Annotated in this window: 7 protein-coding genes and 1 pseudogene; 7 read left to right on the top strand and 1 reads right to left on the bottom strand. The window is 41.8% G+C overall.

Translation table 11 applies throughout. From position 1 onward, the window contains the following. The 3 genes from FRX52_RS02305 to FRX52_RS02295 all read left to right on the top strand — a co-directional run. A partial coding sequence (locus FRX52_RS02305; protein ID WP_146538359.1) for a MucBP domain-containing protein occupies positions 1-4,691 on the top strand: 4,691 nt, incomplete at its 5' end. A gap of 185 nt (positions 4,692-4,876) precedes the next feature. Continuing rightward, positions 4,877-9,148: a MucBP domain-containing protein gene (locus tag FRX52_RS02300; protein ID WP_146538358.1), complete on the top strand. Its 4,272-nt coding sequence runs from the start codon at positions 4,877-4,879 to the stop codon at positions 9,146-9,148. A gap of 182 nt (positions 9,149-9,330) precedes the next feature. Further along, positions 9,331-18,573: a YSIRK-type signal peptide-containing protein gene (locus FRX52_RS02295; RefSeq protein ID WP_146538357.1), complete on the top strand. Its 9,243-nt coding sequence runs from the start codon at positions 9,331-9,333 to the stop codon at positions 18,571-18,573. A 108-nt stretch (positions 18,574-18,681) separates the two neighbouring features. Here FRX52_RS02295 and FRX52_RS02290 read toward each other — a convergent pair whose 3' ends face one another. Continuing rightward, on the bottom strand, positions 18,682-19,299 hold the full coding sequence (locus FRX52_RS02290) for a Pr6Pr family membrane protein (protein WP_146538356.1): 618 nt from the start codon (positions 19,297-19,299) through the stop codon (positions 18,682-18,684). Between the two features lie 590 nt (positions 19,300-19,889). On the opposite strand from FRX52_RS02290, the pseudogene FRX52_RS02285 reads away from it, so the two are divergent. From FRX52_RS02285 to FRX52_RS02270, 4 genes and pseudogenes are all read left to right on the top strand, one after another. Next, positions 19,890-20,759: pseudogene (locus tag FRX52_RS02285) on the top strand (DUF2130 domain-containing protein); the annotation flags it as partial. Positions 20,760-20,816: 57 nt separating this feature from the next. Continuing rightward, a complete protein-coding gene (truB, locus tag FRX52_RS02280; RefSeq protein ID WP_146538354.1) occupies positions 20,817-21,710 on the top strand; it encodes a tRNA pseudouridine(55) synthase TruB in 894 nt (297 codons plus the stop codon). Further along, positions 21,697-22,623, top strand: coding sequence for a bifunctional riboflavin kinase/FAD synthetase (locus FRX52_RS02275; RefSeq protein ID WP_146538353.1), 927 nt, complete (start codon positions 21,697-21,699; stop codon positions 22,621-22,623). The genes truB and FRX52_RS02275 overlap by 14 nt, the downstream gene beginning before the upstream one ends. Positions 22,624-22,689: 66 nt before the next feature. Further along, positions 22,690-23,097, top strand: a complete 408-nt coding sequence (locus FRX52_RS02270) for a Spx/MgsR family RNA polymerase-binding regulatory protein (protein WP_146460635.1) — start codon at positions 22,690-22,692, stop codon at positions 23,095-23,097. The last annotated feature ends 2 nt before the right edge of the window (positions 23,098-23,099 follow it).

Below are 23,099 nucleotides of genomic sequence, written 5' to 3'. Positions count from 1 at the left end.
CGTCAGAAGGTGTGCAAGGTGCGACTCAAACTGGTCAAATCACTTCAAGCTTGACTAATGATAACCGTGTGACGAAAGTGACCTACACCTTTGATGGTGACACAACGAAGACGGTTCCAGGTGAGGGTACTTACACAATCAATCCAGAGACTGGAGAAATTACCTTTGTGCCAGATCCAAGCTTCACAGGTACAGCAACGCCAGTTGAAGTGACGGTAACGGGTACTATCACCAATGAAAATGGCGATGAGTCAACCGTTTCGACAACCGGTACTTACACGCCGACTGTGAAAGCCGCTGAAATCACTGTGACCAACGATGAGTCAGAAGGTGTGCAAGGAGCGACTCAAACTGGTCAAATCACCTCAAGCTTGACTAATGATGAGCGTGTGACGAAAGTGACTTACACCTTTGATGGTGACACAACGAAGACGGTTCCAGGTGAGGGTACTTACACAATCAATCCAGAAACAGGTGAAATTACCTTTGTGCCAGATCCAAGCTTCACAGGTACTGCAACGCCAGTTGAAGTGACGGTAACGGGTACTATCACTAATGAAAATGGCGAGGAGTCAACGATTTCAACAACCGGTACTTACACACCAAGTGTGAAAGCGACTGAAATCACTGCGACCAACGATGAGTCAGAAGGTGTGCAAGGAGCCACTCAAACAGGTCAAATCACCTCAAGCTTGACCAATGATGACCGTGTGACGAAAGTGACCTACACCTTTGATGGTGAAACAACGAAGACGGTTCCAGGTGAGGGTACTTACACAATCAATCCAGAAACAGGTGAAATTACCTTTGTGCCAGATCCAAGCTTCACAGGCACCGCAACACCAGTTGAAGTGACAGTAACAGGTACTATCACCAATGAAAATGGTGAGGAGTCAACCATTTCAACAACTGGTACTTACACGCCGACTGTGAAATCAGCTGAAATCACTGCGACCAACGATGCGTCAGAAGGTGTGCAAGGAGCCACTCAAACAGGTCAAATCACCTCAAGCTTGACCAATGATGAGCGTGTGACGAAAGTGATCTACACCTTTGATGGTGAAACAAGTAAGACGGTTCCAGGCGAGGGTACTTACACAATCAATCCAGAGACTGGTGAAATTACCTTTGTACCAGATCCAAGCTTCACAGGTACTGCAACGCCAGTTGAAGTGACAGTAACGGGTACTATCACCAATGAAAATGGCGAAGAGTCAACGATTTCAACAACCGGTACTTATACGCCAAGTGTGACTCCAACAACGACGTCATTCGTGGATGGCGATGGTAACCCAATCCTTCCAAATGAAGAGGGCAACGTGCCATCGAAAGACATCCCAGGTTATGAGATTGTCTCAAGCACAACGGATGAGAATGGTAACACGGTTCATACCTACCGTAAAGTAACAACACCAGTTACCTCATTCGTGGACGGTGATGGTAACCCAATCCTTCCGAATGAAGAGGGCAACGCCCCATCTAAAGATATTCCAGGTTATGAGATTGTCTCAAGCACAACGGATGAGAATGGCAACACGGTTCACACTTACCGTAAGGTGACAACGCCAGTGACCTCATTCGTAGATGGTGATGGTAATCCACTCCTTCCGAATGAAGAGGGTAATGTGCCATCTAAAGACATCCCGGGTTATGAGATTGTCTCAAGCACAACGGATGAGAATGGTAACACAGTCCACACTTACCGTAAGGTGACAACGCCAATTACCTCATTCGTAGATGGTGATGGTAACCCAATCCTTCCGAATGAAGAGGGTAACGTGCCATCGAAAGACATCCCAGGTTATGAGATTGTCTCAAGCACAACAGATGAGAATGGCAACACAGTCCACACTTACCGTAAGGTAACAACGCCAGTGACCTCATTCGTGGACGGTGATGGTAATCCAATCCTTCCGAATGAAGAGGGCAACGTGCCATCGAAAGACATCCCGGGTTATGAGATTGTCTCAAGCACAACGGATGAGAATGGTAACACGGTTCATACCTACCGTAAAGTAACAACACCAGTGACCTCATTCGTGGACGGTGATGGTAATCCACTCCTTCCGAATGAAGAGGGTAACGTGCCATCTAAAGACATCCCAGGTTATGAGATTGTCTCAAGTACAACGGATGAGAATGGTAACACAGTTCACACTTACCGTAAGGTAACAACGCCAGTGACCTCATTCGTGGATGGTGATGGTAATCTACTCCTTCCGAATGAAGAGGGCAACGTGCCATCTAAAGACATCCCAGGTTATGAGATTGTCTCAAGTACAACGGATGAGAATGGTAACACAGTTCACACTTACCGTAAGGTGACAACGCCAGTAACCTCATTCGTGGACGGTGATGGTAATCCACTCCTTCCGAATGAAGAGGGCAACGTGCCATCTAAAGACGTCCCAGGTTATGAGATTGTCTCAAGTACAACGGATGAGAATGGTAACACAGTTCACACTTATCGTAAGGTAGTGAAAACAACGACGTCATTCGTAGATGGTGATGGGAATCCAATCCTTCCAAACGAAGAGGGCAACGTGCCATCGAAAGACATCCCAGGTTACGAGATTGTTTCAAGCACAACGGACGAGAATGGTAACACAGTTCACACTTACCGTAAGGTGACAACACCAGTGACATCGTTTGTAGATGAGGATGGTAATGTGATTTCGCCAAATGAAAATGGTAAGCAGCCATCTAAGGTCATCTCAGGCTATGAGCTAGTAGGTTCAAGCACAGATGAAAATGGCAATGTGGTTCACACTTATCGTAAGGTAGTGAAAACAACCACGTCATTCGTAGATGGTGATGGGAATCCAATTCTTCCGAATGAAGAGGGTAACGTGCCATCGAAAGACATTCCGGGTTATGAGATTGTTTCAAGCACAACGGATGAGAATGGTAACACAGTCCACACTTACCGTAAGGTAACAACACCAGTGACATCATTCGTGGATGAAGACGGCAACGTCATCTCGCCAAATGAAAATGGTAAACAACCGTCTAAGGACATCTCAGGCTATGAGCTAGTAGGTTCAAGCACGGATGAAAGTGGCAATGTGGTTCATACTTATCGCAAGGTTGTGAAGACAACCACGTCATTCGTGGACGGTGATGGTAACCCAATCCTTCCGAATGAAGAGGGCAATGTGCCATCGAAAGACATCCCAGGTTACGAAATCATCTCAAGTACAACGGATGAGAATGGTAACACGGTTCACACTTACCGTAAGGTAACAACACCAGTGACCTCATTCGTAGATGAAGACGGCAACGTCATCTCGCCAAACGAAGATGGTAAACAACCGTCTAAGAACATCTCAGGCTATGAGCTAGTCGGTTCAAGCACAGATGAAAATGGCAATGTGGTTCACACTTATCGCAAGGTAGTGAAAACAACCACGTCATTCGTGGACGGTGATGGTAATCCAATCCTTCCGAATGAAGAGGGCAACGTGCCATCGAAAGACATTCCGGGTTATGAGATTATCTCAAGCACAACGGATGAGAATGGTAACACAGTCCACACTTACCGTAAAGTAACAACACCAGTGACATCATTCGTGGATGAAGACGGCAACGTCATCTCGCCAAACGAAGATGGTAAACAACCATCTAAGGCCATCTCAGGTTATGAGCTGGTTGGTTCAAGCACGGATGAAAATGGCAATGTGGTGCACACTTATCGCAAGGTAGTGAAGACCACGACATCATTTGTGGATGGTGATGGTAATCCAATCTTTCCGAATGAAGAGGGTAACGTGCCATCGAAAGACATCCCAGGTTATGAGCTTGTCTCAAGTATAACGGATGCGAATGGCAACACAGTTCACACTTATCGTAAGGTAACAACACCAGTGACATCATTCGTGGATGAGGATGGTAATGTCATCTCACCAAACGAAGACGGTAAACAACCATCTAAGGATATCTCAGGCTATGAGCTAGTAGGTTCAAGCACGGATGAAAATGGCAATGTGGTTCACACTTATCGCAAGGTAGTGAAAACAACCACGTCATTCGTGGATGGTGATGGTAATCCAATCCTTCCGAATGAAGAGGGCAACGTGCCATCTAAAGACATCCCAGGTTACGAAATCATCTCAAGCACAACGGATGCGAATGGCAACACAGTTCACACTTACCGTAAGGTAACAACGCCAGTGACATCATTCGTGGATGAAGACGGTAACGTCATCTCACCAAATGAAGATGGTAAGCAACCATCTAAGGCCATCTCAGGCTATGAGCTAGTAGGTTCAAGAACGGATGAAAATGGCAATGTGATTCACACTTATCGCAAGGTAGTGAAAACAACCACGTCATTCGTGGATGGTGATGGTAATCCAATTCTTCCGAATGAAGAAGGTAACGTGCCATCTAAAGACATCCCAGGTTATGAGATTGTCTCAAGCACAACGGATGCCAATGGTAACACAGTTCACACTTACCGTAAGGTTGTGAAGAAAGAAGAGCCAAGTGTTCCAACACCAAGCTCTCCTAAAGCGCCAACTCCAGCTAAACCAGCTGAAGCGAAGCCAGCACCAGCTACTAAGACAGAAAACAGACTTGAAGTTCTTCCAAATACAGGAACGGAAAACACAGCAACAGCATCAGCTCTTGGTGTGGGTATGATTTTAACTGCTCTTGGTTTAGCAGGTAAGCGTCGTCGTAAGGAAGATTAAACTTTGTGAAATAGTCTCTGAACGACCAAAAACCACCTATCGTAAGATAGGTGGGTTTTTTATTTACATCCTACAAAAGTGATTTTTTTGACTTTTTAGCTTAAAAAATTGACAAAAGGGGAGAAAGAGCGATATGATAGAATTGTGTATATTGATTACGCTTACTATAAAAAGGAGATGGTTTTATGTTTAGAAAAGGAAAACGTGAAGACACAGCCCAACGCTTCACGATTAAGAAGTTTAAGTTTGGTGCTGCGTCAGTATTGATTGGTACAGTCTTTGCAGTCTTTGCAGGTGCTGCTCAAGCCGAAACAGAAACATCAGTAGCTGAAGGTACGATGTCAACGACGCTTGTGTCAGAAACTGAGGTTTCATCTACTGAAGTATCAACAGTAGAAACACCTGTTGTTGCAGAAGAAGTGGTTTCTGAGCCCGTAGCAAGCTCAGAAGAAACAGTAGCTTCATCAGAAGTTGCAACATCAAGTGAGGAAGTTTCTGAAGAAAGCAAGTTAGAAACATCAACGTCTTCAAGCGAAGAAACGGTTAAAGAAACGAAAGCAGAAGCAACGACAACTGCAATTTCAGCTTCAACTTCAACAAGTGCATCAGTTACGACACCTTCTCGTGTTGTAGCCACCACTTACAAAGTGACTTATACAGATGTTGAAACTGGTGTAGTGATTGCCAATGGTCGTAGCAAGTCAACAGCTACTACAACAAGTTTGCCAGTTGAAGAGACAGACAAGGTGACGTTTGAAGTCACTGAGAAAGCGAACATGTCATTACCAGAATTGACTGGCTACAAGTTGGCGGCAGGTCAAGCCGAGGTTCAAGTAGCCATCATTACTTATGGTGATCGTAATAGTCGTTTTATCAACTTTAACGTGGTTAAAGAAGATGTAGCAGCGGCAGGTGGCAACAACGATAATGAAACAGAATCAGCTGGATTCCGTGCTGTTATCATGCCAGATAATGAAACTGATGTAGATGAAGTTCAAGATAAAGGGAATTTTGAAGAACTTAATAAATTCTCAAATAAAGATGGTATCGTCTATGTTTTGAATGGTGATACAGGTGAAATTGTTGAAGTGGATACTACAGCAGGTACAGAATACTATATCACGTCAGGCATGTCACAAGCCGCAGCTGGCTATGATAGTCTAGAAGCATTAGGACAAAAATATGCTGCTCAATTTAAAGAAGATACAGAACTAACCGTTAATGGTGTGGCTTTCAATGGTCTAGGTGTTACAGATGATGGAACAACACTCTATATGTATATGACAGCTGATTTTTCAAGTAATAGCAGATATCAATTTTATGAAAAAGATCGTGGTGTTCCACTGGCTATTTTGAAAATGACGGCAGAGAGCAGGACTTGGGAAGTTGTTTCAGACTACAAGCAATGGGATACAGCTAATTATCCTAATGCTAATATGCCAAGTTACACTATGGGAGCTATAGATCCTACGACAGGAATCTACTACATCGCTACCGCAGAAAATACATTTAATAGAAATTTTTCAGAAGTTTTACCAGCGACAAATGAAGAAGCTAACGCTCAAAAAGACCAAAGAGATATCGTGTTGCGTTTTTGGTCATATAATCCTGAAAATAGTGAATTTAGAAATATTGGTTACATTAAGACAAATGCTAATCAATATAATGGAACAGATGGCCATACAACAAATGGAGATATTGCTTTCACCGATGAAGGTAAAATGGTCATTATCTTACGTCCAACTGGAGCTGGAAATTTAGCAAAAACAGGAGAATCTTTACAATACATCGTTGAATCTGATGTTATTTCAGCTGCGGCACGTACGGGAACAAAATACACTAAGATCGAAGGAACCCTATCGGCTCCATTTGCAGTTGCTGGTTTAACCAATGGAACAGGTATTGATTCTGATGGGGTAGTTTATTATTCAACTTCTCGCTCAACGATTGGTAAAATTGTTGATAATGGTGATGGAACCTTTACAGCAACGGATGCTATTTATACAAGTTCAACAACTAGTACAGGACTTTGGTCAGACTTAGCAGCAGTAACCTATCGTGCCAAAGGAACTGTTCGTATTTTTTATCAAGATACTGAAGGCAATAAAATTTCAGAAAACAATAAAATTGTCGGAAAACGTGGTGAAAATTATGATGCAACCGTACCTGAAGTCAAACCACAAGAAATTACAACGACTGATGGTAAAACATATCGTATCGTTCGTAGTGAAGGAACTGAGATTGGTAAACTTAAATCTGAGGTAATTGAAGTCACACATATCTATCAAGAAGTTAAGGGTTCAGTGGTCGTTAATTATGTTGATGAATCAAACACCGTTCTTCAAGAGTCAGTAACAGATACGGAAGAAACGTCAACAGGCACAAGTTATGACACGACAGACAACAAACCAACAAGATTAACCAAAGACGGTAAAACGTATGAATTGGTAAGAACTGAGGGGAATGAAACAGGAACGGTAACAGAAGGTAGAACCGAAGTCACTTATGTTTACCGTGAAGTTAAGGGTTCAGTAGTCGTTAATTATGTCGATGAATCAAATACCGTTCTTCAAGAGTCAGTAACAGACACGGAAGAAACGTCAACAGGCACAAGTTATGACACGACAGACAACAAACCAACAACCTTAACCAAAGACGGTAAAACGTATGAGTTGGTAAGAACTGAGGGTAATGAAACAGGAACGGTAACAGAAGGCAGAACTGAGGTCACTTATGTTTACCGTGAGGTTAAAGGTTCAGTAGTGGTTAATTATGTCGATGAATCAAACACAGTTCTTCAAGAGCCGGTAACAGATACAGAAGAAGCGTCAACAGGCACAAGTTATGACACGACAGACAATAAACTAACAAGATTAACCAAAGACGGTAAAACGTATGAATTGGTAAGAACTGAGGGTGATGAAACAGGAACGGTAACAGAAGGTAGAACCGAAGTCACTTATGTTTACCGTGAAGTTAAGGGTTCAGTGGTTGTTAATTATGTCGATGAATCAAACACAGTTCTTCAAGAGCCAGTAACAGATACGGAAGAAGCGTCAACAGGCACAAGCTATGACACGACAGACAACAAACCAACAAGATTAACCAAAGACGGTAAAACGTATGAATTGGTAAGAACTGAGGGCAATGAAACAGGAACGGTAACAGAAGGCAGAACGGACGTCACTTATGTTTACCGTGAAGTAGTTTCTCCAACGCCGACAGGTTCAGTAGTTGTTAATTATGTCGATGAATCAAACACCGTTCTTCAAGAGCCAGTAACAGATACGGAAGAAGCGTCAACAGGCACAAGTTATGACACGACAGACAATAAACCAACAACATTAACCAAAGACGGTAAAACGTATGAATTGGTAAGAACTGAGGGTGATGAAACAGGAACGGTAACAGAAGGCAGAACCGAAGTCACTTATGTTTACCGTGAAGTAGTTTCTCCAGTAAAAACTTCAACGACAACATCATTCGTGGATGAAAACGGTACGCCATTGTTACCAAGTGAAGAAGGTAGTCAACCATCTAAAGATATCTCAGGATATAAGTTGGTAGGATCAACCACAGATGAGAAAGGCAATGTTGTTCACACATATCGTAAGGTAGTGAAGACGACAACATCATTCGTGGATGAAAGTGGAACGCCATTGTTACCAAGTGAAGAAGGTAGTCAACCATCTAAAGATATCTCAGGATATAAGTTGGTAAGCTCAACCACAGATGAGAAAGGCAATGTTGTTCACACATATCGTAAGGTAGTGAAGACGACAACATCATTTGTGGATGAAAGTGGAACGCCATTGTTACCAAGTGAAGAAGGTAGTCAACCATCTCAAGCCATCTCAGAATATAAGTTGGTAAGCTCAACTACAGATGAAAAAGGTAATGTAGTTCACACTTATCGTAAGGTAGTGAAAACGACAACATCATTCGTGGATGAAAGCGGTACGCCATTGTTACCAAGTGAAGAAGGTAATCAACCATCTAAAGATATCTCAGGATATAAGTTGGTAAGCTCAATCACAGATGAAAAAGGCAATGTTGTTCACACTTATCGTAAGGTAGTGAAGACGACAACATCATTCGTGGATGAAAGTGGAACGCCATTGTTACCAAGTGAAGAAGGTAGCCAACCATCTCAAGATATCTCAGGATATAAGTTGGTAAGCTCAACCACAGATGAAAAAGGCAATGTTATTCACACATATCGTAAGGTAGTGAAGAAAGAGGAACCAAGTGTTCCAACACCAAGCTCTCCTAAAGCTTCAGCTAAACCAACTAAATCATCTGAAGTGAAGCCAGCACCAGCTACTAAGACAGAAAATAGACTTGAAGTTCTTCCAAATACAGGAACGGAAAACACAGCAACAGTATCAGCTCTTGGTGTGGGTATGATTTTAACTGCTCTTGGTTTAGCAGGGAAGCGTCGTCGTAAAGAAAACTAATCATCCTTGAGTAGTCTCTCGACAATAAAAATTCATCTATCTTTGATAGATGAATTTTTATTTATATTAAACAAAGATGATTTTGTAGGACTTTTTACCTTAAAAAATTGACAAAATAGGTAGGGAGCGATATGATAGAATTGTATATATTTTTATGCTAACTATAGTAAAAGAGGGGTTTTATGTTTAGAAATGGTAAACATGAAGACACAGCCCAACGCTTCACGATTAAGAAGTTTAAGTTTGGTGCTGCGTCAGTTTTAATCGGTACAGTCTTTGCAGTCTTTGCAGATGCTGCTCAAGCCGAAACAGAAACATCAGTAACTGAAAGTACAACGTCAACGACGCTTGTGTCAGAAATTGAGGTTTCATCTACTGAAGTATCAACAGTAGAAACACCTGTTGTTGCAGAAGAAGTGGTTTCTGAGCCCGTAGCAAGTTCAGAAGAAACAGTAGCTTCATCAGAAGTTGCAACATCAAGTGAAGAAGTTTCTGAAGAAAGCAAGTCAGAAACATCAGCGTCTTCAGGCGAAGAAACTGCTAAAGAAACGAAAGCAGAAACAACGACAACTGCAACTTCAGCTTCAACAAGTGCATCAGTTGCGACACCTTCTCGTGTTGTAGCTACCACTTATAAAGTGACTTATACAGATGTTGACACTGGTGCAGTGATTTCCAATGGTCGTAGCAAGTCAACAGTTACTACAACAAGTTTGCCAGTTGAAGAGACCGACAAGGTAACGTTTGAAGTTACTGAGAAAGCCAACATGTCATTGCCAGAATTGACTGGCTACAAGTTGGCAGCAGGTCAAGCAGAGGTTCAAGCAGCCATCATTACTTATGGTGATCGTAATAGTCGTTTTATCAACTTTAACGTAGTTAAAGAAGATGTAGCAGCGGCAGGTGGTAACAAGGATAATGAAACAGAATCAGCTGGTTTCCGTGCGGCAAACGATCCTGCTAATTTTGAAGAAGAAGTGACTGCTAACTCTATTTATACAACTCCTGATGGTAAAGTTAAGTTTATTATCAATGGTTATCAAGGTACAGAGTTTGGTAGAGTGAGTCAATTTCCTGAAGATTCAGCAACAGGTGGACGTACGGATATACCATTAACAGCAGAAGAAGCAAGAAAAATTGCAGCAGAATCTCGTTTATGGAAAGGCAAATTACGTCCTACAGGTACAAGATTAAGTACAGCTGATAAGTATATTTATGATACTCAAGGACCGTATGAATTTTTAACCACTGAGATTTATCGCACAGTATATGAACAAGGAAATGATTATGTTTATATTCAAAATTGGAGCAAACGATTTGATTTAGCAGAAGAATCAAAAGCAAGTGGTTATGCTATCGTAGGAGTTCAACCATTAAATTTGCCGCCAGGGCTAGCTTATAATGCTAAAACAGATACGATTGAAGGTTATATTGCTGCTTGGATTCAAAATGGTGTTTACCAGACACGTACTCGTTTTACTTTGAGTACAGCTGAGGGTAACACTGTTAATTACACTATGGATGGCTTACGTCAAGGATGGATAGGATGGACAGATAGTTCAGCACCTAAAGTAATTGCACAATCAAGTGAATATACTGTAGGGGATACTATTGATTATTCTATCGGCTATTCTGATAATGACCGCATTGCTACAGATGATGAAGCAAACTATACAGTCAATCCAACAGGGACACGTATTCAGGGAGCGACATCAACTAATTCTTCATTGAATTATCGAACGAATACGACAAGTTTTACTGCTAAAGATGGAACAACGTTAAGGTCAGAAAATACGGCAAGACCAATTACCTCAACAACAGGTGTTGCGGGTGTTATTGGAGGAGGAACTGGAACGATTTCTAGTTTAATCCCAGGAACGGTTTATACACCATCAACTGGTAAGATTACAGGTAATGCGACAGCAGTTGGTATCTATACTCTAACGGTCTATGCAAAAGATTTTGAAAATACGATTACTGCAGAAAATAGTGATCAATGGAACATGTATGGGCAAGAAACTCAAGAGAACATGACCATTTCTATTAAACCAAAAGTAGAAGTTAAGAATGTTGAAGCTTATGCAACGGACGTTCCAGTGACTATTTCTAGTGGTGTAAATAAAGCCATTATTACGATGCCAGATGGTACGGTAACTTATTTAAATAACCAAGATAATAGTTGGGTGGTTACTTCGGGAACAACCAATACGGCAGTAACAGAAGGTCAAACTCTTGGTAATGTAGGTGAGCTATTTAACCTTCCAGTGACTAGTGATGCGACACAATATGTTGGTATTGATACAATAGCTGTTGAAGCAATTGTTGACAATGTCCAAGCAGTTATACCGAAATCAACAGTAACAGTAACCGATGCGACAGGTGTTGTGCGTAACGCTACTTTAAATAAAGTAACTGGTAAATATGAATTACCTGATGAAGAAGCCTATGTTGTTGTTGAAAATAGTGATGGCACATCAACTATTACTGAGCGTCGTGTGTATGATAGTGCTAAAGCCAATGGCCAACATGATTATATTGTCTATGAATTTACAAGAACCTACAATGCAACATCGTCATTAGAAAATTTATCAGAAAAAGTATTGGAGATTAAAACCAATGGTCAAGTGACAACTGTTGGAGAGGTAACACGAACGGTTACCTCAAATACTCAAGGTTATGTAAGGGTTAATTATGATGGTCTCACAAAAGTATGGACGGCTAGCGATAATTCTACTGTGACAGCTAGAGAAGAAGGGACAGGCTGGCTCATAGAAACCGATAGTGGCTATGGTGGCTTTGTAGCGCGTCGAGAAGTTACCGCAACAGATGTGGCCTCAATTCAAAATGATGTCCCGACAAGTAGTTCTACTAGTTATAGTAGTCTAAAAGGAACAACAGTTGATTTATTTAATGCACCATCGGCAGCGGTTAGTTTTTCTGACCAAGAAGATGATGCATCTAGTGACCAACAATCAGAAACGATTGTAACCGGTTTGACAGTGACTGCTCCAGATGAAACAGTCATTGAATTTAATTCTGCTAAGGATGAAGAGACAGCTTTCATTGATGCCCAAAGAGAAGCATCTGCTAAAGCATCTGAATTAGCTAATGCTATTGTATCAAGTGAACGCCATCAACAGAGTTTAGCATTAGCAGAAGAAACTGTTCGCCGTGCCGAAGAAAAATTAGAACATGCTCGTCAAGCCTTAACAATATCGAAACTAAGAGATGGGGCAACGGTTAATAGAACTAAAGCAGAATCAACTGTTACAGAAGCAGAACAAGCATTAGAGGTAGCTAAGGCAGATCTTAGTGCTAAATCAGTTACTGCCGGAACTGATGAAACAACGATTCAAACGATTAAGGAACAATTAGCCCAAGCCTTGACAAAGGTAGAAGAAACCCGTACTGCTTTGATTGATGCGTCTAATCTAGCAAAAGAAGAAATGAAAGCTTATTTGTTAGATCAAGTTGGTGTTTATACTGTAACAGTAACAGCAGTTGATTCGAATGGTCTTGTGACCAATCCAACTATTGACGAGACAGATTCAGGTTCAATTGTGGAGTATGCTATCGCTTCAACAACCTACAATATCACAGTTCAAGATATTTCAGGAACGCCAGAATATACATCAGGTGTACTTAATGAAACGCAAACAGATAGCATGGCAGATAACTTTACTGTGTCAGATGCTAATGCAAGTTTGGTTTATGGTTTAATTGATCCTGCAACAGGTTCAGAAAGCACAAGTGTTACAACTAGTGAAGGTACCTACACGATTGATACTAACACAGGTGAGATTAGCTTTGCTCCGGTGACAGATTTTGTCGGCACTGCAAGTGCTATCACAGTTAAAGCAACAGCCACCTCTACGGCTCAAGATAATAGTACTTTTTCTTATTCAGCAACAACAACTTATACACCAGTTGTTTATGGCATGTCTGCAACAGATGTGACTTCTGAAGATTATCAAGGTGTTACTCAAACTGGTCAACCTCGCTTTGAATCGCTGAATAATAGTGAGAATACGACCGATTATTCAGAAACAAGCTCTAATGAATCGCTTGTATCTATTTCAACAACAGGCGCTTACCGTTTAGCAAACGCTGATAGTGAAGGTAAGGTAGTTGTTGATGGCGAAGGAACTTATACGATCGATACAGATACAGGTTTGGTCACCTTTGTTCCAGAACAAACCTTCACCGGTCAAGCAGGAGGAGTATCGGTTATTGCAACAGGTACAGTAACTGATAAAGAAGGTAAGGTCTTAACGGTTACAGCGACTGGCACCTACACACCACGCGTGATTAACCTAACGCCAACAGGAACAGATCGTGAAACAAGTGGTCCACAAGGGCAAGCTCAAACGACGAATGCGACGAGCATGTTTAAGGCTGGAACAGATGGCAACGGCACAGAAGGTTTAGATGAATCAAGTCTGACTTTGTTAGATGAGTCAGGTAATCCAACAACTACAGTAACAGTAGCTGAAGGAACCTATACTTTAGAAAATGGCATAATTACTTTCCAACCACTCTCAAGTTTTGTTGGTACAGCAACACCTGTTCGTGTTCGTGTGCAAGATTTAAGTGGTGATTCTGCGACCAATACCTACACGCCGACAGTGACAGATGTTACGATGACATCAGAAAATGCGTCATCAGAGGCAGTTCAAGGAGCAACGCAAACGGGTACACCAACCTTTGAAACATCTGATTCTTCAGTAACTATTACAGGATACAGCTTGGTTGGAGCAAATGAAAATGGTCAAGTCGTTGTCGAAGGCGAAGGTACTTACACGATTGATTCAGCGACAGGTCAAGTGACCTTTATTCCAGATCCAAGCTTTACTGGAACGGCGACTAGTGTGACGGTAACGGCAACGGATTCAAATGGTGAGACCCAAACTGCAACCTATACACCAACTGTTATTCCTGCAACAATTGTTGCGACCAACGATGAATCAGAAGGTGTGCAAGGTGCGACTCAAACTGGTCAAATCACCTCAAGCTTGACCAATGATGAGCGTGTGACGAAAGTGACCTACACCTTTGATGGTGAAACAAGTAAGACAGTTCCAGGTGAGGGTACTTACACAATTGACCCAGACACTGGTCAAGTGACGTTTATCCCAGAACCAGGCTTCACAGGTACCGCAACGCCAGTCGAAGTGACGGTAACGGGTACTATCACTAATGGAAATGGCGAAGAGTCAACCGTTTCGACAACCGGTACTTACACGCCGACTGTGAAAGCCGCTGAAATCACTGCGATCAACGATGAGTCAGAAGGTGTGCAAGGTGCGACTCAAACTGGTCAAATTACCTCAAGCTTGACCAATGATGACCGTGTGACGAAAGTGACCTACACCTTTGATGGTGAAACGACGAAGACAGTTCCAGGTGAGGGTACTTATACAATTGACCCAGACACAGGTGAAATTACCTTTGTGCCAGAACCAGGCTTCACAGGTACCGCAACACCAGTTGAAGTAACAGTAACAGGTACTATCACCAATGGAAATGGCGAAGAGTCAACGATTTCGACAACTGGTACTTACACGCCAAGTGTGAAAGCAGCTGAAATCACTGCAACCAACGATGAGTCAGAAGGTGTGCAAGGTGCGACTCAAACAGGTCAAATCACCTCAAGCTTGACCAATGATGACCGTGTGACGAAAGTGACCTACACCTTTGATGGTGACACGACGAAGACAGTTCCAGGTGAGGGTACTTACACAATTGATCCAGACACTGGTCAAGTGACGTTTATCCCAGAACCAGGCTTCACAGGTACCGCAACGCCAGTCGAAGTGACGGTAACGGGTACTATCGCCAATGAAAATGGCGAAGAGTCAACCATTTCGACAACCGGTACTTATACGCCGACTGTGAGAGCAGCTGAAATCACTGCGACCAACGATGAGTCAGAAGGTGTGCAAGGTGCCACTCAAACTGGTCAAATCACCTCAAGCTTGACCAATGATGACCGTGTGACGAAAGTGACCTACACCTTTGATGGTGACACGACGAAGACAGTTCCAGGCGAGGGTACTTACACAATCAATCCAGACACAGGTGAAATTACCTTTGTGCCAGATCCAAGCTTCACAGGTACTGCAACACCAGTTGAAGTGACGGTAACGGGTACTATCACTAATGGAAATGGCGAAGAGTCAACCGTTTCGACAACCGGTACTTACACGCCGACTGTGAAAGCCGCTGAAATCACTGCGACCAACGATGAGTCAGAAGGTGTGCAAGGTGCGACTCAAACTGGTCAAATTACCTCAAGCTTGACCAATGATGACCGTGTGACGAAAGTGACCTACACCTTTGATGGTGAAACGACGAAGACAGTTCCAGGTGAGGGTACTTATACAATTGACCCAGACACAGGTGAAATTACCTTTGTGCCAGAACCAGGCTTCACAGGTACCGCAACACCAGTTGAAGTAACAGTAACAGGTACTATCACCAATGGAAATGGCGAAGAGTCAACGATTTCGACAACTGGTACTTACACGCCAAGTGTGAAAGCAGCTGAAATCACTGCAACCAACGATGAGTCAGAAGGTGTGCAAGGTGCGACTCAAACAGGTCAAATCACCTCAAGCTTGACCAATGATGACCGTGTGACGAAAGTGACCTACACCTTTGATGGTGACACGACGAAGACAGTTCCAGGTGAGGGTACTTACACAATTGATCCAGACACTGGTAAAGTGACGTTTATCCCAGAACCAGGCTTCACAGGTACCGCAACACCAGTCGAAGTGACGGTAACAGGTACTATCACCAATGAAAATGGCGAAGAGTCAACGATTTCAACAACTGGTACTTACACGCCGACTGTGAAAGCGGCTGAAATCACTGCAACCAACGATGCGTCAGAAGGTGTGCAAGGAGCCACTCAAACTGGTCAAATCACTTCAAGCTTGACTAATGATGAGCGTGTGACGAAAGTGACCTACACCTTTGATGGTGAAACAACGAAAGTTGTTCCAGATGAGGGTACTTACACAATCAATCCAGAGACTGGTGAAATTACCTTTGTGCCAGAACCAGGCTTCACAGGTACCGCAACACCAGTTGAAGTGACAGTAACAGGTACTATCACCAATGAAAATGGCGAAGAGTCAACGATTTCAACAACTGGTACTTACACGCCAAGCGTGACTCCAACAACTGGTACTTACACGCCAAGCGTGACTCCAACAACGACGTCATTCGTGGATGGTGATGGTAATCCAATCCTTCCGAATGAAGAGGGCAACGTGCCATCGAAAGACATCCCAGGTTATGAGATTGTTTCAAGCACAACGGATGAGAATGGTAACACGGTTCACACTTACCGTAAGGTGACAATGCCAGTGACCTCATTCGTGGATGAGGATGGTAATGTGATTTCACCAAGTGAAGAGGGCAACGTACCATCTAAAGATATCCCAGGTTATGAGATTGTCTCAAGTACAACGGATGAGAATGGTAACACAGTTCATACTTACCGTAAGGTAACAACACCAGTGACCTCATTCGTAGATGGCGATGGTAACCCAATCCTTCCGAATGAAGAGGGCAACGTGCCATCTAAAGATATCCCAGGTTATGAGATTGTCTCAAGTACAACGGATGAGAATGGTAACACAGTTCATACTTACCGTAAGGTGACGACGCCAGTGACCTCATTCGTGGATGAGGATGGTAATGTGATTTCACCAAGTGAAGAGGGCAACGTACCATCTAAAGATATCTCAGGTTATGAGATTGTCTCAAGTACAACGGATGAGAATGGTAACACCGTTCACACTTACCGTAAGGTGACAACACCAGTGACATCATTCGTAGATGAAGATGGTAATGTGATTTCGCCAAATGAAAATGGTAAGCAGCCATCTAAGGTCATCTCAGGCTATGAGCTAGTAGGTTCAAGCACAGATGAAAATGGCAATGTGGTTCATACTTATCGCAAGGTAGTGAAGACCACAACGTCATTCGTGGACGGCGATGGTAACCCAATCCTTCCAAACGAAGAGGGCAACGTGCCATCTAAAGACATCCCAGGTTACGAGATTGTCTCAAGCACAACGGATGAGAATGGCAACACGGTTCATACCTACCGTAAGGTAACAACACCAGTGACCTCATTCGTGGATGAAGACGGAAATGTCATCTCACCAAACGAAGATGGTAAACAACCGTCTAAGGACATCTCAGGCTATGAGCTGGTTGGTTCAAGCACGGATGAAAATGGCAATGTGGTGCACACTTATCGCAAGGTAGTGAAAACAACCACGTCATTCGTGGACGGTGATGGTAATCCAATTCTTCCGAATGAAGAGGGTAATGTGCCATCTAAAGACATCCCAGGTTATGAGATTGTCTCAAGCACAACGGATGAGAATGGCAACACAGTTCACACTTACCGTAAGGTAGTGAAAACAACAACCTCATTCGTGGACGGTGATGGTAACCCAATCCTTCCGAATGAAGAGGGTAACGTGCCATCTAAAGACATCCCAGGTTATGAGATTGTCTCAAGCACAACGGATGAGAATGGTAACACAGTCCACACTTACCGTAAGGTGACAACGCCAGTGACCTCATTCGTGGATGAAGACGGCAACGTGATTTCACCAAATGAAAATGGTAAACAACCATCTAAAGACATCTCAGGCTATGAGCTAGTAAGTTCAAGCACGGATGAAAACGGCAATGTGGTTCACACTTACCGCAAGGTAACAACACCAGTGACCTCATTCGTGGATGAGGATGGTAATGTGATTTCACCAAGTGAAGAGGGCAACGTACCATCTAAAGATATCTCAGGTTATGAGATTGTCTCAAGTACAACGGATGAGAATGGTAACACCGTTCACACTTACCGTAAGGTGACAACACCAGTGACATCATTCGTAGATGAAGATGGTAATGTGATTTCGCCAAATGAAAATGGTAAGCAGCCATCTAAGGTCATCTCAGGCTATGAGCTAGTAGGTTCAAGCACAGATGAAAACGGCAATGTGGTTCATACTTATCGTAAGGTAGTGAAAACAACCACGTCATTCGTAGATGGTGATGGTAATCCAATTCTTCCGAATGAAGAGGGTAACGTGCCATCGAAAGATATCCCAGGTTATGAGATTGTCTCAAGCACAACGGATGAGAATGGCAACACAGTCCACACTTACCGTAAAGTTGTGAAGAAAGAGGAGCCAAGTGTTCCAGCACCAAGTTCTCCTAAAGCGCCAACTCCAGCTAAACCAGCTGAGGCGAAGCCAGCACCAACCACTAAGACAACAAACAAACTAGACGTTCTTCCAAATACAGGAACTGAAAACACAGCAACAGCGTCAGCTCTTGGTGTGGGTATGATTTTGACTGCTCTTGGTCTTGCAGGTAAACGTCGTCGTAAGGAAGATTAAACATTGTGCAATAGTCTTTGAACGACCAAAAACCACCTATCGTAAGATAGGTGGTTTTTTAGTGAGAAATAAAACCCTTTATCATCATAAGATAAAGAGCCTAGGTTGTTATTTTTTTCCGATAAATTTTTTAAGTAACAGTAAGCCATAACCAAATAAAAGGTATCCAATAAAAATGGCTAATGAATTTGTTAAGACACTCGTCCAACCATACTTACTGACATTGATAAAGAAATAAGGAAAAGGACTGTCAGTAGCACCAGGAATAGGTAGTTTAGTCACTAAGCCGTTAAAAAGGGCAAAGAAGCTATAGAGTAAAGGAACGATTGTCCAACGAAATGGATCAAAAATGCGATAGCTATTCTTTTTATCCAAGATAAGGGTGTCTAAAATCATGCCGATGGGAATAATATAGTGAACTAGGAAGTTACGGATATTCCAAAAATCCTCGGGTTTGACCAATGGAGCCAGTAAAAAATGATAGATGACAAAAGTAATGGTAATAGCCATAGTGACCCCACCTTTGAGGCGTAGGAGTCGGTCTTGGTTAAGAGTGTGACGTTTGCTTTCTAGTAGAACTATAAAAATGAGAAAACTAAAAACGAGTATATTAGAAAGCACCGTGTAATAAAGGAGCATTCCCCAACCGTCCTTAGCGATTTGTAGGCTGACGCCTAAAATGCCCAAAGCAGCTAAGAGGCTGCGATAACGTTGTCTATATGACATAAAAAATCCTTTCAAAAATAAAACATAATGTCACTATTATAGCCTAGTTAAACCTCAAATTTCAAGTGCTTGGCTCAAAATATGTTAAAATGAAAATGAAGAATCATCATAAAGGAGAAAACATGAATCAGATTATTTGTCCACATTGTGAAACGACTTTTACGGTTAATGAAAATGACTATCAAAAACTTTTGAATCAAGTTCGTGGTCAGGAATTTGACAAAGAAATTCAAGAACGCTTGCACCGTGAGATTGGTTTGGTTGAGGAAAAACTCAATAATCAATCGCAGCAAGAATTGATGAAAAAAGACCATGAAATTTCACAACTGACCTTGAACTTGGAACGTTTAACGGAAAAAAATGCGGCAGAGCTTGCTAAGACTGAAGCTGATAAGGATAGGCAGCTAGAAGTACTGACTAAAAAACTTGAAACGTTGGAGTTAGAAAATCAAGTAAAATTACAAGCCAGTCTCGCTCAAGTTGAAAGAGAGCGGGATCAACTTACGATGAAGTTAGAGAATTTAGCTGAAAAAAACGCTTCAGAACTCGCTAAAACTGTAGCTGACAAAGATAGGCAACTAGAAGCCCTAGCCAATCAATTATTATTAAAAGAAAAGGAACAGGAGCTATCCTTGGCTAAGCTACAGGGCGATTATGAGCGTGACCTGCAAGCAGCTAATGAGCAGGTGGAATTTTACAAGAATTTCAAGGCTCAACAATCAACCAAGGCTCTTGGCGAAAGTTTAGAACATTACGCAGAAAACAAGTTCAATGAGATTCGTCACTTGGCCTTTCCTAACGCGACGTTTATAAAAGATAATCAGGTATCAGATAGTGGTTCTAAGGGAGATTACATCTACCGAGAAGTGGATGAGCATGGGGTTGAGATTCTCTCAATTATGTTTGAGATGAAAAATGAAGCAGATACGACCAAGACTAAGCATAAAAATAAGGATTTCTTTAAAAAATTAGATAAGGATAGACGAGAAAAAGGTTGTGAGTATGCTGTCTTAGTCAGTATGTTAGAGGCTGACAATGATTATTATAATATCGGTATTGTTGACGTCAGTCATGAATATAAAAAGATGTATGTGGTGCGTCCACAATTCTTTATTCAGTTGATTGGTTTGCTGCGTAATGCAGCTATGGATGCTCTGAAATACAAACAGGAATTAGCCATCATTCGTGAACAAAATATTGATATTACTCATTTTGAGGAGGATTTAGATGCCTTTAAGATGGCATTTGCTAAAAATTATCAGAGTGCGAGTAAGAATTTCAAAAAAGCGATTGAGGAGATTGATAAATCAATCAAGCGTATGGAAGCTGTTAAGGCAGCTTTGACAACCAGCGAAAATCAATTACGTCTAGCTAATAATAAATTAGAAGATGTTTCGGTGCAAAAATTGACACGGAAAAATCCAACGATGAGAGCAAAATTTGCTGAATTAAAAGAATAAGTTATTCATAAGGAGGAGTGCTTTTCCCTCCTTTTTTTTTGTGATATAATAGCAGTTATGATGAACGGAATTATCAATCTAAAAAAAGAGGCAGGCATGACCAGTCATGATGCAGTATTTAAACTGAGAAAGATTCTCCGAGAGAAAAAAATTGGTCATGGGGGAACCTTGGATCCTGATGTGGTTGGTGTCCTTCCTATTGCTGTTGGTAAGGCAACAAGGGTTATTGAATACATGACAGATAGTGGTAAGGTTTATGAGGGAGAGATTACTTTGGGCTTTTCAACCACTACAGAAGATGCTAGTGGGGAACGCGTTGATTATCTAGCGGTGAATGATGCCTTAAAGGCAGAGCAGATTGATCAAGCTATGGCAGGTTTCATTGGTGAGATTATTCAGGTTCCACCAATGTATTCAGCAGTTAAAGTCAATGGTCGTAAACTTTATGAATATGCTAGAGCTGGTGAGAGTGTTCAACGTCCTAGTCGTCAGGTGCAGATCATTGATTTCCAACGTACCAGTGATTTAATCTTTGAACAAGGCTTGTGTCGTTTTCATTTTCGTGTGGCATGTAGTAAGGGGACTTATGTTCGCACCTTGGCAGTTGATTTGGGAGCTAAATTAGGCTATCCCAGTCACATGTCTTATTTAGAACGCACGGCTTCAGCGGGACTAACCTTAGACCGAGCCTTAACCCTGTCAGAGATTGAAGACAAATTAGTCAAGGATGACCTCTCTTTTTTACTGCCTATTGAACATGGGGTAATGGGCTTACCAAGGGTTGATTTGACTTTTGACCAAAAAGAAGAAGTTGGCTACGGTCGTTTTATCACGCTTGATTGTCAAGAACAACTAGTCGCCGCTTTTTATCAAGACCAGCTAGTAGCCATTCTTGAGCAGCGTGAGCAATTTTATAAACCTAGAAAAGTATTAAACAATGAAAATTCATGAAATAACTAATTACCATCAAATTCAAGAAAATGAAGAAACGATTTTGGTTTTAGGCTATTTTGACGGCCTCCATTTAGGGCATAAGGCCCTTTTTGATGAGGCAAAAACAGTTGCCAAGGACAAAGGACTAAAAGTGGTTGTCCTAACATTTCCAGAAAGTCCACAATTAGCCTTTGCTAAGTTTCATCCTGACTTGCTTCGCCATATCAGTTACCCAACCAAACGCTATGCCAAGTTTGCGGAGTATGGTGTTGATGACTTGTACTTGTTGCCCTTTACGAGTGACTTTGCTAGCTTAAAGGCCAAGGATTTTATGGCGACTTATCTGAAAGCTCTAAACCCTCATACCATTGTGGTTGGCTTTGATTATAAGTTTGGTTCTGATGGTAAAACAGCTAGTTACCTAGCCAGTCAAAGTCAATGTCAAGTGATTGAAGTACCAGAAGTCCAAGATAGCGATCAAAAAATTAGTTCGACTAGAATTCGTCAGCTATTAGCCCAAGGTCAAATCCAACAAGTCAATCGTTTGCTTGGTTATGACTATTCGATTAGAGGGTTAGTTGTGCATGGGGATGCTAGGGGCAGAACCATTGGTTTTCCAACAGCCAATATTGCCTTACTAGATCAAGTTCATTTACCAAGCGACGGGGTTTATGTCACCGAAGTGCGTGTGAAAAATCAAGTCTATCGTGCCATGACCAGCATTGGCAAAAATGTGACTTTTGGTGGTAACGACTTACGAATTGAATCACACCTGTTTGATTTTACTGGCGAGATTTATGGTGAAACCATTGAAATTTTTTGGTTGGATAAAATTCGAGAAATGGAAAAATTTTCTGGTATTGAAGAGTTGATTTGTCAACTAGAAGCCGATCAAAAAATCGCTAAAAATTGGAAAAAGCTAGCTATTTAAGGTTAAATTTGATATAATGAAAGGGCTTAGAATTTCTAGAATCATTATTTTATAGGAGTATATCGAATGATAACCTTATTTTTATCTCCTAGTTGTACTAGTTGTCGTAAGGCTAGAGCTTGGTTGATGAAACATGATGTCTCCTTTGTAGAACATAATATTATGACAAGTCCTTTGAGTCGTGAAGAATTGATTAAAATTTTATCTTTAACAGAAAATGGAACAGAAGATATTATTTCAACACGATCGAAGATTTTTCAACGTTTGAATATTGATGTTGAGGAGATGTCTATTACAGAATTACTAACTTTGATTGCCGAGAATCCAAGTCTATTGCGTCGTCCAATTATCATGGATAGTAAACGCATGCAGATTGGTTTCAATGAAGATGAGATTCGTGCCTTCTTATCAAGAGATTACCGTAAGCATGAATTAAGACAGGCAACTATTCGTGCGGAAATAGGAGGGAGCTAACT

It is taken from the genome of Streptococcus sp. sy018, assembly GCF_007859185.1.
GTDB lineage: Bacteria > Bacillota > Bacilli > Lactobacillales > Streptococcaceae > Streptococcus.
The sequence above is the reverse complement of the archived record's forward strand: the minus strand, read 5'-3'. Positions and strand labels throughout refer to the sequence as shown.